This is a genomic window from Duganella sp. FT27W (genome assembly GCF_009295655.1).
GTDB classification, from domain to species: Bacteria; Pseudomonadota; Gammaproteobacteria; order Burkholderiales; family Burkholderiaceae_D; genus Rugamonas; species Rugamonas zoogloeoides.
In genome coordinates this window covers 434,868-450,309 of record NZ_WHIV01000004.1, presented here as the reverse complement: position 1 = coordinate 450,309, position 15,442 = coordinate 434,868, and the positions used below count along the sequence as shown (strand labels likewise).

Sequence of the window (15,442 nt, the reverse complement as noted above, 5' to 3'; positions counted from 1 at the left end):
CTGGAGTGATACATGAAAGCACTGCTCGATCTATTCAAGCAAGTACAGACGAACGAGACCTTTGACGCGATCAAGATCGGTCTCGCTTCGCCTGAAAAAATCCGTTCGTGGTCCTACGGCGAAGTTAAAAAGCCGGAAACCATCAACTATCGTACCTTCAAGCCCGAGCGCGACGGCCTGTTCTGCGCCAAGATCTTTGGCCCAATCAAGGACTACGAGTGCCTGTGCGGCAAGTACAAACGTCTGAAGCACCGCGGCGTGATCTGCGAAAAGTGCGGCGTTGAAGTGACCCTGGCCAAAGTGCGTCGTGAGCGCATGGGCCACATCGAACTGGCGTCGCCAACCGCGCACATCTGGTTCCTGAAATCGCTGCCGTCGCGTCTGGGCATGGTCCTCGACATGACCCTGCGGGACATCGAACGCGTGCTGTACTTCGAAGCATATGTCGTGACCGATCCAGGCATGACCCCGCTGAAGAAGTGCCAGATCATGTCGGAAGACGACTACGCCGCCAAGTACGAAGAGTACGGCGACGACTTCACCGCCTTCATGGGCGCCGAAGGTATCCGTGAACTGCTGCGCTCGATCGACATCCACCGCGATGCCGAAACCCTGCGCGTGGAACTGAAGGAATCGAAGTCCGAAGCGAAGATCAAGAAATACGCCAAGCGTCTGAAAGTGCTGGAAGCGTTCCAGCGTTCGGGCATCAAGCCTGAGTGGATGATCATGGAAGTGCTGCCGGTGCTGCCACCGGAACTGCGCCCACTGGTACCACTGGACGGCGGCCGTTTCGCGACCTCGGATCTGAACGATCTGTATCGCCGCGTGATCAACCGTAACAACCGTCTGAAACGCCTGATGGAGCTGCGCGCTCCAGAGATCATCACGCGCAACGAAAAGCGCATGCTGCAAGAAGCAGTCGATTCGCTGCTGGACAACGGCCGTCGCGGTAAAGCGATGACCGGCGCCAACAAGCGTCCGCTGAAATCGCTGGCCGAGATGATCAAGGGTAAAGGCGGTCGTTTCCGTCAGAACTTGCTGGGTAAACGCGTCGACTACTCGGGCCGTTCGGTCATCGTGGTGGGTCCACAGCTGAAACTGCACCAGTGCGGTCTGCCGAAACTGATGGCGCTGGAACTGTTCAAGCCATTCATCTTCAACAAGCTGGAACTGATGGGCTTGGCTACCACGATCAAGGCCGCCAAGAAGCTGGTCGAGATTCAAGAGCCGGTCGTCTGGGACATCCTGGAAGACGTGATCCGCGAACACCCGATCATGCTCAACCGTGCACCAACCCTGCACCGTCTGGGTATCCAGGCGTTCGAGCCGGTCCTGATTGAAGGTAAAGCGATCCAGCTGCACCCACTCGTTTGCGCGGCATTCAACGCCGACTTCGACGGTGACCAGATGGCTGTGCACGTACCGCTGTCGATCGAAGCGCAGATGGAAGCACGTACGCTGATGCTGGCGTCGAACAACATCCTGTTCCCGTCGAACGGCGAACCGTCGATCGTTCCTTCGCAGGATATCGTGCTGGGTCTGTACTACGCGACCCGCGAAGCGATCAACGCGAAAAACGAAGGCATGCTGTTCCCTGACGTGTCGGAAGTCATTCGTGCCTACGACAACAAGGAAGTGGAACTGACCACCCGTATCACGGTGCGTATCGTCGAGAATCCAAAAGATCTCGAAACAGGCGAGTTCGTCCGTACCGTTACCCGCTACGAGACCACGGTTGGCCGCGCCATCCTGTCGGAAATTCTGCCGAAAGGTCTGCCTTTCTCGGTGCTGAATCGCGCGCTGAAAAAGAAAGAAATTTCCAAGCTGATCAACACCTCGTTCCGTAAGTGCGGTCTGCGCGCGACGGTCGTGTTTGCTGACCAACTGATGCAGTCGGGCTTCCGCCTGGCAACCCGCGCCGGTATTTCGATCTGCGTGGACGACATGCTGGTACCGCCACAAAAAGTCACCCTGATTTCGGCTGCAGAGTCCGAAGTCAAACAGATCGAGCAGCAGTACGCTTCGGGTCTGGTGACCGCCGGCGAGCGTTACAACAAGGTCGTCGACATCTGGGGCAAAACCTCGGACGAAGTCGGCAAGGCCATGATGGACCAGCTGAAAGTGGAAGACGTCATCAAGCGTGACGGCACGAAATCGACCCAGGAATCGTTCAACGCGATTTACATGATGGCCGACTCGGGCGCACGTGGTTCGGCAGCGCAGATTCGCCAGCTGGCAGGTATGCGTGGTCTGATGGCGAAACCGGACGGTTCGATTATCGAAACGCCGATTACCGCGAACTTCCGCGAAGGTCTGAACGTGTTGCAGTACTTCATTTCGACCCACGGCGCTCGTAAAGGTCTGGCCGATACGGCACTGAAAACCGCGAACTCGGGTTACCTGACCCGTCGTCTGGTCGACGTGACCCAGGATCTGGTCGTGATCGAAGATGATTGCGGCACGTCCAACGGTACCGTCATGAAGGCGCTGGTTGAAGGTGGTGAAGTCATCGAAGCGCTGCGCGACCGTATCCTCGGCCGCGTGGTGGTCAACGACGTCGTCAATCCTGAGAACCAGGAAACGCTGTACGAAGCCGGCACCCTGATGGACGAAGACATGGTCGAAGAGATCGAGCGTCTGTCGATCGACGAAGTCAAAGTCCGCACGCCACTGACTTGCGACACGCGCTTCGGCCTGTGCGCCAAGTGCTACGGTCGCGACCTGGGCCGTGGCATGCTGGTCAACTCCGGCGAAGCCGTCGGTGTGGTGGCAGCGCAGTCGATTGGTGAGCCTGGTACCCAGCTGACCATGCGTACGTTCCACATCGGTGGTGCGGCATCGCGTGCAGCAGTGGCATCGTCGGTGGAAGCGAAGTCGAACGGTACCATCCGTTTCACCTCGACCATGCGTTACGTTACCAACGGCAAGGGCGCGCAAATCGTCATTTCCCGTTCGGGCGAAGTGCTGATCACCGACGACCACGGCCGTGAGCGTGAGCGTCATAAAGTGCCGTACGGCGCGACCCTGATCGTCAAGGATGGCCTGGTCATCAAGGCCGGTACGGCCCTGGCAACTTGGGATCCGCTGACCCGTCCGATCATCACCGAGTACGCTGGTACCGTCCGCTTCGAGAACGTCGAAGAAGGCGTGACCGTGGCCCGTCAGGTCGACGAAGTGACCGGTCTGGCAACCCTGGTGGTGATCGATGCGAAACGTCGCGGCTCGCTGACCAAAACCCTGCGTCCACAGGTCAAACTGTTGAACGAAGAAGGTCACGAAGTGAAGATCGCCGGTACCGAACACGCTGTAGCGATCGGTTTCCAGGTTGGCGCACTGATCATGGTGAAAGACGGCCAGCAAGTGTCCGTGGGTGAGGTTCTGGCGCGTATCCCGACCGAATCGCAGAAAACCCGTGACATTACCGGTGGTCTGCCACGCGTAGCCGAGCTGTTCGAAGCACGTTCGCCGAAAGACGCGGGCATGCTGGCGGAAGTGACCGGTACTGTAGCCTTCGGTAAAGAAACCAAGGGCAAACAGCGTCTGGAAATCACCGACATGGACGGCAACAAGCACGAGTTCCTGATCACCAAGGACAAGCAAGTGCTGGTCCACGATGGTCAAGTCGTGAACAAGGGCGAGATGATCGTGGACGGCCCGGCCGATCCGCAAGACATCCTGCGCCTGCTGGGTATCGAAGCGCTGGCGCGTTACATCGTTGACGAAGTGCAAGACGTGTACCGTCTGCAAGGCGTGAAGATTAACGACAAGCACATCGAAGTGATCGTACGCCAGATGCTGCGTCGCGTTCAGATCGTCAACGCCGGCGACACCAACTACATCGTTGGCGAGCAGGTCGAGCGTTCGGAACTGCTGGACGAAAACGATCGTATGGATCGCGAAAGCAAGATCCCTGCGACCTACGAAAACGTCCTGCTGGGTATTACCAAGGCATCGCTGTCGACCGACTCGTTCATCTCGGCCGCATCGTTCCAGGAAACCACCCGCGTGCTGACCGAAGCTGCGATCATGGGCAAGCGCGACGGTCTGCGCGGCCTGAAAGAAAACGTGATCGTTGGTCGTCTGATCCCGGGCGGTACCGGTCTGGCGTTCCACCGCGCCCGCAAAGAGAAAGAGCTGTGGGAAGTGGAAGAGCGTCAAGCCCTGCTGCAAGCAGAAAAAGCTGCCATGTCCGGCGGCGATGTGGAAGTGACCGAATCGGTCACCCCGCACGGCGACGAAGCGTAATCAGCTTCCTAGTCCTCTAGAAACGGCGCCTGCGGGCGCCGTTTTTTTATTACTACAAGTTATTGTTTTTGCTGAAAGTTAGTGTTAAGCTGGAGAAATTATAGTTGCAATAAAAGTATGATTTATGGGCAAGTTGGCGGAGCCTCATGTATTGCTTGCTTCCGGCAATCCGAATAGGTTATTGAAAAATTTAGGGCATATACTTTCTGAGACCGAATTAGATAAAATCCGACGGGCAGTTGATCATGAGGTATTCGGATTATATCAACTTGGAATGTCTCATTACGATTTTGCGTCTAGTATAGGAAAATCCGAATGGCGACAAAAAATATCAAGACTTTATTACGCTGCATACAATGTGAAGAGAGCTATTCAGCTAAAAGATAGTGGAGTTTATTCTACGGATAGTAGCGATCACCAACGAATTGATGAACTTCCAAAAAATCTGGAGAACGCTGCTACTTATAAAGGAAAGCTAAAAAATTTGCGAGATGATAGAAATTTGGCAGATTATAGTCACGTAGCAAATGAAGCAGACTTGCTTATCAAAGTTACCGAGTCAGAGGCCTTGGTAGAGGACTTTATTACAGATGCAAAAAAATTATTAGAGGATCAAGGTATTGTGTTATGAATATTGATTTGTCAATTCAGCAGGCTGCTGATCATGCGGTGGATATCTTCTCAATAGAGCTGGGGGGCGTTACTCCTTCATACCATATTAAAACAAGGCCCGACGGTCATTTTTTGATGTTCGAATTTGCAAAAGACAACAATCGACTTCATAAAATACTTGAGCAAGTCAATGATAAATTGGGTTCGGATCATCCATTTTACGATAAATGTGCGATTGTTACCCGTGCAAAGAAGCCTGCGGACATACTTTCAATGGCAGAAACTCGCTTGCTTCAAAAAGCTATTGGTGAGAGTCTAACTATTGATCGCCATAGTTTTGGCGATGATTTTTTTTCCCGTTATACCCCATCCGTTGCAAATTTCGAACAAGATGTGACTAGCGTTGGAAATCATATAGTTTTTGGTAGGCGTGGTGCAGGAAAATCAAGTCTTTTAGCTTATTCAATGCATACACTAACAAAGCGTAATTTACCATTCGCTTGGATTGCCATGCAAACGTACGCTAATCGTGACGATGAAAATGTAATTTGTAGCGTATTAGCAGAAATGTTGACAGCTATAAGGCATCATCCAGAGATTGCTTCAGATGTAAATTCTTTGATTGATCAACTTGAGTTATTAGCAGAGTCGGAGGGCTCTGTCGCTTCCCGTGTTGATAAAATTATTCCTAGAATTAGGCGACAGGTCACCTCAATAGCATCTCCGAGAGTGCCGTTTACATTATTCTTAGACGATTTCCATGTGGTAGACGAATCTCTTCAGCCGCGTATCTTACACGCTCTCTATTCTGTAGCTCGGGGAAATAATATGAGTATTAAGCTCTCCGGAATTGAGCAGTTCACAAAAACTTGGGACGAGGCTAAAAAGCAAGGTCTGCAATCTGGTCACGATGCACGCGTATTAAAGTTGGACCTGAATCTAACGATGCCAGATCGCTCTAAAACTCATATCGTTGGAATTCTGAATGCCCATGCCAATTATTGCGGCTTACCTTCTATATCTTATTTGACGTCAGACTCAGTATTGTCAAGGCTGGTATTGGTTGCAGCTGCAGTGCCCAGGGACGCATTAAGTCTATTCGCACAAGCAATTAATAAGGCAAATATTAAGGGGCAAAAAGAAGTAACCTTGGTGAGCTTGAACGCCGCGGCATCTGAAATGGCCGAAGGTAAGCTTCAAGATATTGAAAAGGATGCTAGTTCAGAATTGGATGGTGTACTTCGAATGCTTGAGGTGGTAAAGACATTCTGTATAACTGAGCAAAAAAGAAATTCATTTTTGGTTAAAATACAAAATTCAGATGATTTCTATAAGGCCATTCAGAAGCTTATTGCACTACGTCTTGTTCATGTATTGCACGAGGGAATAACTCCGCACAAAGCCGGTCAAAGGTTTATGGCCCTGATGCTAGACTACGGATTCTATATTGGAATCAGAGCTTCTCGAAGTGTTAAGCTGTTCCCTACTGAACCTAAGGTACTTCTTGCCAATGATCTTAGAAAGCTTCCTATATTTAAGGTATAGTAAATTTATCTATTTCTGAAAAATAATAATTTCTGATTGGAGATGGTCCGTTAACATTTCACACGATATTTTCCTTTAATAAGTGGCCATGTGGAAGCTTTCAATCTTTCTGCATAGATTGCATGCTTCCATGCTAATATTTGGCTCATGATCGCCCAAGCCCTCTTCACTCCCGCCCAGCAAAAACTGCTGGGTTTGCTTTTTATACGCACCACCGACGGCTATCACCTCAACGAAATCATGCGCCTGACGGGCCTGGGCAGCGCCTCGGCCCAGCGCGAACTGAAACGCTTGCATGAGGCCGGCGTGATCGTCTCCGAGCGCATCGGCAACGTGCGCCGCTTCAAGCCGAATCGCGATTGCATGGTGTACGAGGAACTGACCAGCGTGGTGAAAAAGACCTTCGGCCTGGTCAGCGTGCTGAACTCGGCGCTGGCGCCGTTACAGCATGTCCTTAATGTCGCGTTCGTGTATGGCGCCACGGCCAAGGAGCACGAGGGCATGAATACGCCGGTGGAGTTGCTGTTGATCGGCGAAAACACCAGCTACGGCGAACTGCTGTCGCGGCTGCCGGTGGCGGAGCGCTTGTTGCGGCGGAAGATCAATCCGAACCTGTACGCGCTGCCGGATTTTAAAAGGCGCTTGCGCGAGCAGCAGGGGTTTATTTTGCAGGTGCTCAGGGAGCAGAAGATTTATGTGCTCGGTGATGAGACGGATCTGGAGCGGATAGTGAGCGAGCCGGCTGGTGCTGGGATAAGTACGTAGAATAGCAAGAGCGACCGCCAGATATCCGCTCAAAAGGGAGTGCACAATCATGAGACTTAGTTCCGTTCACCTGGAAAATTACAGGTGTCATGTCAGCCTGAAGATGGATTTGAGGCCAGGTTTCAACGTGATTGTAGGCGTCAACGGCAGTGGAAAAACGTCGGTGTTGAAGGCGATCTGCGATGTCTTGACCGGCTTTACTGGCTGGGTATCGCTACCTTTCGCAAATTACAGTGCTCTTGCCGAACCGAATGTCGCCAGGTTAAAAGGCGAGGTTGTTCAAGGTCGATATCGCTTCGAGCCGCAATTCCCCGTAAAAGTCACCGCAGTAGCCCAAGCATTCGATCACAGCAGCGCCTGTACATGGACCGTCGAAAAATCGAGCCAGGTGAACCACGCTCACCAAAGTGGCATCAGCCCTGGACAGATCTGGCAAGAACAGCACCAGGCGGTAGCAAGCGGAGCGTTTGAAAACGCCTTGCCTGTCATCGCTTTTTATCGCGCCAGCCGCCACTGGAGCCAGTCGCAGCCCACCGAAATGCAGGCGGCAACAAGTGGCAATGCCAGGACAGATGGTTACGCCTCCTGGTGGGACGCTTCCCTGGACTCCAGCGCTTTGCAAGGATGGGTAATCGGCAAATGCCTGGAGCGTCTTCAGATATCATCCGAGTCCGGCGAAGCTTTTGATGACATCGAATCGGATGAGCTGGCCCTTGTGAATCTGGCTTTGGGTACGGCGATCGACGGTGCGAAAGGTCTCAGATACGACATCAGGCAAAAAAGTTTACTGGTTGAATGGACAACGGCACCTGGCGAGAAAGAGCGGCCACCTACCGCTTTTGAAAACCTCAGCGATGGCCAGCGAGCTGTCATCGGTCTGGTCGCAGACATCGCTCGTCGCATGTGCATCTTGAATCCGCAATTGGGCCCGGATGTCACTGCCAAGACTTCTGGCGTGGTGTTGATTGACGAGCTGGATATGCACCTGCATCCGAGGTGGCAGCGGATATTGACCAGCGGACTGAAGCAAGCGTTCCCGGAAGTGCAGTTTATTGTCGCGAGCCACTCTCCGCAGGTATTGGGCGAATTGCAGCCTGAAGAAATTATCCTTCTCCGGACAAATAGTACGACTCATCCGCAAGTCAGTTATGGACTGACATCCAGCCAGGTGCTGGAAGAAATTATGGGCGCAGATGCCAGGTCTCCTGCAGTTCAACAAATGCTGGACGAAGCATTCGAGTCGTTGGAGCGCGGTGAGCTTGAAGTGGCGCGAGAAAAGCTGGACGACCTCGAGACTGCTGCGTCCGGAATTCCGGAATTGGCTGGCGCGTGGGCGTTATTGCGCCGCAAAGAGGTTATAGGGCGATGAAATATGTCACGAAGCAAGCTGAGCCAGCTATGTTTGCCGAGTGGAAAGCGAAAGCAAACGAGGAATGGCAACCCAGCTACGAAGCGTTGCAGAATCCTGAAAAGCGGGTTTTACACACGGCCCTGTTGATTGAGCAAGGTAGTGTATGTTGCTACTGCGGTCGAACCATCTCACTGGCAGACAGCCATATCGAGCATTTCCGTCCACAAGAGTCGCACGAAGATTTGGCGCTCGATTACCGGAATTTGCACGCATCGTGCATTCGGGAGACCAATCCTGGCACGCCGTTACATTGCGGGCACGCCAAGGGTAGCGGTTTCGACGAAAAGCGTATCATTTCTCCTTTAGGTGACGGCTGCGAAAGACGATTCATTTACTCATCGCGAGATGGTGCGATATACCCGACGGATAAGGCTGACGAGGCTGCTGGGTACATGATCAGCCTTCTAAAGCTTGACGTCAGCTTTCTCAACGAACGGCGCGCAGAAGTCCTCAAGAATGTTTATGACGACGAGTTTTTAGTGTCTGCAAGTGAGGAGGAGTTGGCTCAACTTGCAAGGGCCTTTCGTGCGCCCGATGAGGCTGGTCGCTTGACGAATTTCGGCCATGTCCTGTCTCGATATGCTGAGCAATTGCTTAATCATCCCGTTTGAATATCGATTTTTATGGAGCTAAGATGAGCGGATTGATTGAAAAACTGGAGACGGATATTGCCATGCGTGTACGTGCTGGAAAGATCCTTTCCAGCATCCTGTGCATCGTCTCCGTCGCCGCTGTAGTGATGGTTGTCTATGTTTCCTGGGGTATGTCGTCCTGACAGCTATCCGCAGATTACTGCTGCTGCGCAATCCACCGATCCACCTTCTCCTCCAGCAACGCCAGCGGCAAGGTCCCATCGCCCAGTACCACTTCGTGGAACTTCGGCAGGCTGAACCGTTCGCCCAAGGCTTCCTCCGCGCGGTGGCGCAATTCCACGATTTTTAATGAACCGATCTTGTAGCCCAGCGCCTGCGCCGGCCAGGCCATGTAGCGCTCGGTTTCGCTTTTTGCCACTTCATCGTAGCCGAGCGTCTCGCGCATGTACTTGATGCTCTGTTCCCGGGTCCAGCCTTTGGCGTGCATGCCGGTATCGACCACCAGGCGCGTGGCGCGCAGCAGTTCGTCGTTCAGGTGACCGAAGTATTGTGCCGGGTCGTCGAACAGGCCCATTTCCTTGCCCAGCGTTTCCGCGTACAAGGCCCAGCCTTCGGTGAAGGCGTTGTTGCCGCCGAATTTGCGGAAGTCGGGCAAATTCAATTCCTGCATCAGGGCGATGTGGAAGTGGTGGCCGGGCTTGCCTTCGTGCAGGAAGAGCGTGGTCATGCCGGTGCTGCCGTACTTGGTCGGATCGGTCACCACCGACCAGAACACGCCCGGGCGTGAGCCGTCGATGGCCGGGGCCGTGTAGTGGTCGGCGGCGGTGTCGCGGCTCAGTTCGGGTTCCAGGCGCATGTCGAGCTTGGCTTTAGGTACCAGCGTGAACATCATCGGCAGCTTGGTGTCGAGCACGCCGTTGAGCTTGTGGTAGACCGCTTGCACTTCGTCTTCGGTCTTGAACGGGCGGAACTTCGGTTGCGCCGCCACCCACACCGGCAGGCCCGCTGGCAGGCCGTCGTAGCCGAGCTTGGGTCCGAGGATTTCGAACTGCGACTGGATGCGCGCCACTTCGCGCAGGCCGATCGCGTGGATCTCGTCCGGCTTCAGCGACGTGGTGGTGGCGTTGGCCACGCGCGCCTGGTACCAGGCGGCGCCGTCGGGCAGGGCGCCGAGGCCGGTCGAAGTGCGGCACGCCGGGATGTAATCCTTTTCCACGAACGCGGCCAGGCGGCCCAGGGCCGGCATGATCTGTTCGGCGATCTGCTTGCGGTAGGCTTCGGTCAGACGCGCCTTGTCGGCGGCGCTGAAGCTCGCTGGCAAGTTTTTGATCGGGGTGTAATAGATGCTGGTCTCGGGCGTGTCGCTGAGCAGTTTTTTGTACTGCGGCAGGGCCGAGATCATGATGGCTTTTGGCTGCGTAATCCCCTTCTTGATGCCGTCGCGCATATTGCTGATCGCCTGGTCGATCCACGCCGGCATCTGGCTGATACGGCTCAGGTAGGCGTCGTATTGCGCCACGGTACCGATTGGCTGCGATGCCTGACCGCCCGCGTAGTTGGCGAGAATCACCGGCACGCTGTCCATCTGGTTAATTGGCAGCAGGTGTTCGGGGAAGCGCTCCATGGCGATCAGGCCGCGCAGCTCGTAGCGCAGGATGTCGTAGTCGAGGCGGTCTTCGGCGTTCAGCACTTCACGCTTGATGGCCTTGATGCGCTGGGCAAAATCGCGGTACAGCTTGAACTGCAGGGCGCGCTTGCCGGGCGAGATGCTCAGGCCCAACTGGTCGTCGAAGCGGTTGTCGCCGTTTTCGGTGGCGCCGAGCGGCTCGAAGGTGGCGACGGCGTTGTAGTATTCGTCGGCAATGGCTTGCAGCGCCTGGTGCGCCGGGGTGGCGCTCACGCGCGGCACCGGGCGGTTGGGGGCGTCGGCCAGCGGCAGGGCGAAGGTATTGCTAACTGGAATAAACGCCAGCGCCAGGGTGGCGGCGAGGGCGGAAATGCGGGCGGTACTGGTGAGTCGCTTCATCGTTGTTTCCTGGTCCATGGTGGTTCATGCACCGACTAGGATAAGGCATGCCGAGCTGCGCAGCGCAACAAATTGTATCAATCGAAAACGGTTTATCACCTTCTCAGGCCGCCGCCTCCGCCAGCCGGGTTTGGTACAGCGCGGCCACCAGGTCGGACTGGGTAATGATGCCGACAAACCGGTCTTCCGCATCGACAATCGGAATATGGTGGAAGCCCGAGTTGGCCATCAGCGGCACCAGGTCCACGATCGGCGTGTCGGTGCGCGCGGTGGTCGGATGGCCGCTCATGATCTGGCCCACGACCTCGGCCTTTTCGGTATGGGTGACGCCGCTCTTGCGCAGGAAACGCTGCAACTGGCGGCGCATGCCAGCGTAGCTGTCGAGGCCACCATGCTCGAGGAAGTCGGTCTGGGTGACGATGCCGATCACGCGCCGCGCCCGGTTGAGCACGGGCAGGGCCACCACGCGGTGGTTACGCATCAGTTGCCAGGCCGGTTCCAGCCCGGTGCCGAACTCGGCGCTGACGATATCGCGCGACATGATGTCGGCGCAGGTGATCACGCCAAAGCGGCGCTGGTAGGCGCGCTGCTCGGTTTGCATGAACAGCGATTCAAGGTCGTCACGGCTGATGTCGAGCACCTGGTTGTATTGCTTGAGCACGGCATCGAGGTCTTCCGTCTTGAAGCCGAGCCGCACCGTCGGTGCGTCATCCGTGGTGCCATGGACGTTGACGGGCGCACTCTGCTGCACGTGCGGGTAGCGCCGCCCGGTCAGGTTGTTATAGACCATGGCCATGGCGACCAGCAGCGCGGTGTCGATGGCGACCGTGAACAGCACGAACTCGAAGCCGGCCGCGTGCACGACCGGACCGCCGAGCACGGTGGTCAGCGCGACCGCGCCGCCGGGCGGATGCAGGCAGCGCATCACGAACATGGCAGCGATGGCGAGACCGCCGGCCAGGCCGCCCAGCAACGGCAGCGGCAGGCTGTCGCCGAGCCAGCGCACGCAGGCCACACCCACCAGGCCGCTGATGACGTTACCGCCGAACACCGACCACGGCTGCGCCAGCGGGCTGGCCGGCACCGCGAACAGCAGCACGGCGGACGCGCCCATCGGCGCTATCATGAAGATGGAAGTGCCGGTCCGCGCCAATAAATAATGGGCGAACAGGGCGGTGATCAACAGGCCGCACAGGGCGCCGGCAGCGGCGCGCAACTGTTCGGGGCGACTGACGTTGCTGGGGCCGGGCAACCAGTTGAAGAATGCGCGCATAGCTTTTAATTAAATATTTGGATGCGGCATTATCTCACGGCATGATATTTCTCGCACCGGAATGGTGCATTGTTCAAGCGTAGGGTACGAGGTCGAGCGGTAAAGCGGTGGTGAACTTGATCTGCTCCATCGAGAATGCCGACGACACTCCGGTCAGCTGTCCCACCTTGATCAGGCGTTTATAAAACGCGTCATAGCCTTCAATATCGGTCGTGACGACCTTGAGCAGGTAATCGACATCGCCGCTCATGCGGTGGAATTCCTGCACTTCGGGCAGGGCCATGACGGCGGCGGCAAAGCGGTCGAGCCACTTGGCATCGTGCTGGCCGGTGCGCACGCTGACGTACACGGTCACCGGCAAGCCCACCTTGCGGCGGTTGACGATGGCGACCCGGCTCTCGATATAGCCCTCTTCTTCGAGGCGCTTGACCCGCTTCCAGCACGGCGTGCTCGACAGCCCGACCTTCTCGCTAAGCGCGGCGATCGACAAGGTGCCGTCGATTTGCAGGGCGGCCAGGATGGCGCAATCGTATTTGTCGAGTGAGTGCATGGGGCTGTTCTGGTAAATGAAAGTTATTTCATTCTACCGAAGTTCCATAAGAAGCATGAACATGCTTTTATGCGCATCTAACGCAGTCGGCTTTGGCATATTTTCTCCTGGAAAGTTCGCTAAACTGTTTAGCTCATATCGACCGCCTTCCTGCCTTTTAAAATGAATAACGAAATCTACCTCGACGGCAACGCCACCACCTGCATCCTGCCTGCCGCCGCACTGGCTGCTGCCGACATCATGGGCCAGCGTTACGGCAACCCCAGCAGCTCCCACGGCACCGGCCTGCGCGCCAAGGTCGTGCTCGACCAGGCGCGCCAGTGCGCGGTGCGCCTGTTGGGCGTGGGCGATGGGCGGTTGATGTTCAACAGCGGCGCCACCGAGGGCATCCAGACCGCCGTGTTGTCCGCGCTGGTGGCGGTGCGCGAGCGCCAGGCCCGGGGCGAGGCCACCGGCAGCTTGCTGGTGTACGGCGCCACCGAGCACAAGGCCGTGCCGGAAGCGCTGGCGCACTGGAACCGCCTGCTGGGCACCAACCTGACATTGACGGCTTTGCCGGTCGATGGCGACGGCCTGCATGACCTGGCCGCGCTGCGCGCGCTGGCGCCGGACGCGGCCATGATCTGCACCATGGCCGCCAACAACGAGACTGGCGTGGTCAGCGACCTCGACGACATTGCCGCCACCATCGCCGCCAGCGGCACCGGCGCGCTGTGGATGGTCGATTGCGTGCAGTCGCTGGGCAAGCTGCGCTTGAACCTGGCCGCCACCCGCATCGATTACGCGCCGTTTTCCGGCCACAAGCTGCACGCGCCGAAGGGCGTGGGCATGTTGTACGTGCGCGCTGGCGCACCATTCACGCCGCTGATCATGGGCGGCGGCCAGGAAACCGGCCAGCGCTCTGGCACCGAAAACATGGCCGGCATTGCCGCGCTGGGCGTGGTGCTGGCCGCGCTCGAACGCGGCGACACGTTTCCGTCCCACGACCAGTTGCATGGCTACCGCGAACGCCTGGCCGACGCCCTGCGCGCGGCGCTGCCCGGCGTGGTATTCAACAATGCTTTCGACAAATCGCTGCCGACCACGATCAACTTCGCGGTGCCGGGCGTGTCGAGCCGCGAGCTGATGGACGTGTTCGATGCGGCGCGGGTGCGCGTGAGCGCCGGCAGTGCCTGCTCGGCCAGCAAGGCCGCGCCCAGCTATGTGCTCGACGCCATGGGCCTGCCGCTGTGGCGCAGTGCGGGCGCCATCCGCATGTCGTTCGGCGCCATGGTCGATGAGGCCACCATCGCCACCGCCTGCCAGCGCATCGCCCACTGCGGCGCCGCGCTGCGCGCCGCCGGCATAATCGCCGACCAGCCCAGCGCCGAGCCCGACGACGGCTTGCTGCAACTGGGCGTGGAGGGAGAATGCGGCTGGCTGGTGCTGGACGCGGCCAGCCGCAGCTGCATCGTGATCGACCCGTTGCCCACGCTCACCTCGCGCATCACGGCCATCGTGCGCGGCCATAACTACCGGGTGCTGGCCATGGTGGCCACCACCGCCGGCGCCGATCACGCGCCATTGGCCCGGTCGCTGGGCGCCCACTATGACGCCCAGGCGATGACGGACGCGTTTGGCTGGCCGGCCATCACGGCCCATCGCCTGACCTTGGGCGACGGCGCCGAAGTCAATGCGATTGCCATCGGCAGCCAGGTGCTGGCGCAGGTGTCGGCCGGGGAGGGCGCGCGCGCCTATTTATTGGGCAGCAAGGACGGCGCCAGCCTGGCGGCTGCTGACGTGCGCTTTGCCTTCACCGCGCACGCCGACTCGGCCTTGCCGGTCATCACCACCGCGCAGACCCTGCTGTGCCCGACCCGCGATGCCCGCAACCAGCTTTGTGCCGGCCATGGCGGCGACCAGGCTGCTGCCGACCTGCAACTCGACAGCAGCGCGCTGGAGGCATTCCTGCAAGCCCATCCCGGCGCGGTAGTGGTCGATGTACGCGAGCCGTACGAGTTTGCCGCCACCGTGCCGGCGCCAGCGGGCGCGCATGCGGCACAGAGCGTGCCGCTGAGCCGCCTGGTCGAGCACGCCAGCCTGTGGCTGCGCGGCGACATCCATGCGCCGCTGGTCTTCATCTGTCGCAGCGGCAACCGCAGCATGAAAGCTGCGCAATGCCTGCGCCGGCTCGGCCACACCAGCAGCTACAGCCTCACCGGTGGACTGGCACTAGCGGCCTGAACTGCTCACGAAAGTGATTGAAAGGGGTCGCTTCGAGCGGCCCTTTGCGCTTATGTTCGTAAGCGCACAGTAGCAAATTGTTACGAGACGTATCATTGCTTGGCACACATTCCCACTAATCACCGCGCCAGCTTACCGGACGCGGTTTTGTCGCGCACGTCCAAGCGAGGTTTACGTTGAACAAGTCCAATCCCCTGCT

The 15,442-nt window shown here is 57.3% G+C and carries 11 protein-coding genes; 8 read left to right on the top strand and 3 right to left on the bottom strand.

Annotated features, from left to right (window positions below; genetic code table 11):
* Positions 1–12: 12 nt before the first annotated feature.
* The 7 genes from rpoC (at position 13) to F8197_RS28620 (ending at position 9,353) form a co-directional block, all read left to right on the top strand.
* Entirely contained in the window at positions 13–4,245 is a 4,233-nt protein-coding gene (gene rpoC, locus F8197_RS19105) for a DNA-directed RNA polymerase subunit beta' (protein WP_152883194.1), read from the top strand.
* Positions 4,246–4,369: 124 nt separating this feature from the next.
* Positions 4,370–4,876: a hypothetical protein gene (locus F8197_RS19100; protein WP_152883193.1), complete on the top strand. Its 507-nt coding sequence runs from the start codon at positions 4,370–4,372 to the stop codon at positions 4,874–4,876.
* Entirely contained in the window at positions 4,873–6,402 is a 1,530-nt protein-coding gene (locus F8197_RS19095) for an ATP-binding protein (protein WP_152883192.1), read from the top strand. Before F8197_RS19100 ends, F8197_RS19095 begins: the two co-directional genes overlap by 4 nt.
* 147 nt (positions 6,403–6,549) lie before the next feature.
* On the top strand, positions 6,550–7,167 hold the full coding sequence (locus F8197_RS19090; protein WP_152883191.1) for a winged helix-turn-helix domain-containing protein: 618 nt from the start codon (positions 6,550–6,552) through the stop codon (positions 7,165–7,167).
* 49 nt (positions 7,168–7,216) lie between these two features.
* On the top strand, positions 7,217–8,536 hold the full coding sequence (locus tag F8197_RS19085; protein WP_152883190.1) for an AAA family ATPase: 1,320 nt from the start codon (positions 7,217–7,219) through the stop codon (positions 8,534–8,536).
* Positions 8,533–9,189, top strand: coding sequence for a retron system putative HNH endonuclease (locus tag F8197_RS19080; protein WP_152883189.1), 657 nt, complete (start codon positions 8,533–8,535; stop codon positions 9,187–9,189). The genes F8197_RS19085 and F8197_RS19080 overlap by 4 nt, the downstream gene beginning before the upstream one ends.
* Positions 9,190–9,212: 23 nt before the next feature.
* Entirely contained in the window at positions 9,213–9,353 is a 141-nt protein-coding gene (locus tag F8197_RS28620) for a hypothetical protein (RefSeq protein WP_193333477.1), read from the top strand.
* A 14-nt stretch (positions 9,354–9,367) separates the two neighbouring features.
* Here the strand turns inward: F8197_RS28620 and F8197_RS19075 are convergent, their stop codons facing one another.
* The 3 genes from F8197_RS19075 to F8197_RS19065 form a co-directional block, all read right to left on the bottom strand.
* Positions 9,368–11,197 (bottom strand): DUF885 family protein, encoded by a 1,830-nt coding sequence (locus F8197_RS19075; protein WP_152883188.1) that lies wholly within the window; start codon positions 11,195–11,197, stop codon positions 9,368–9,370.
* 103 nt (positions 11,198–11,300) lie between these two features.
* Positions 11,301–12,470 (bottom strand): HPP family protein, encoded by a 1,170-nt coding sequence (locus tag F8197_RS19070; protein ID WP_152883187.1) that lies wholly within the window; start codon positions 12,468–12,470, stop codon positions 11,301–11,303.
* 73 nt (positions 12,471–12,543) lie between these two features.
* Positions 12,544–13,020: an Lrp/AsnC family transcriptional regulator gene (locus F8197_RS19065; protein ID WP_019923545.1), complete on the bottom strand. Its 477-nt coding sequence runs from the start codon at positions 13,018–13,020 to the stop codon at positions 12,544–12,546.
* Between the two features lie 162 nt (positions 13,021–13,182).
* On the opposite strand from F8197_RS19065, the gene F8197_RS19060 reads away from it, so the two are divergent.
* Positions 13,183–15,243, top strand: a complete 2,061-nt coding sequence (locus F8197_RS19060; protein WP_152883186.1) for an aminotransferase class V-fold PLP-dependent enzyme — start codon at positions 13,183–13,185, stop codon at positions 15,241–15,243.
* The last annotated feature ends 199 nt before the right edge of the window (positions 15,244–15,442 follow it).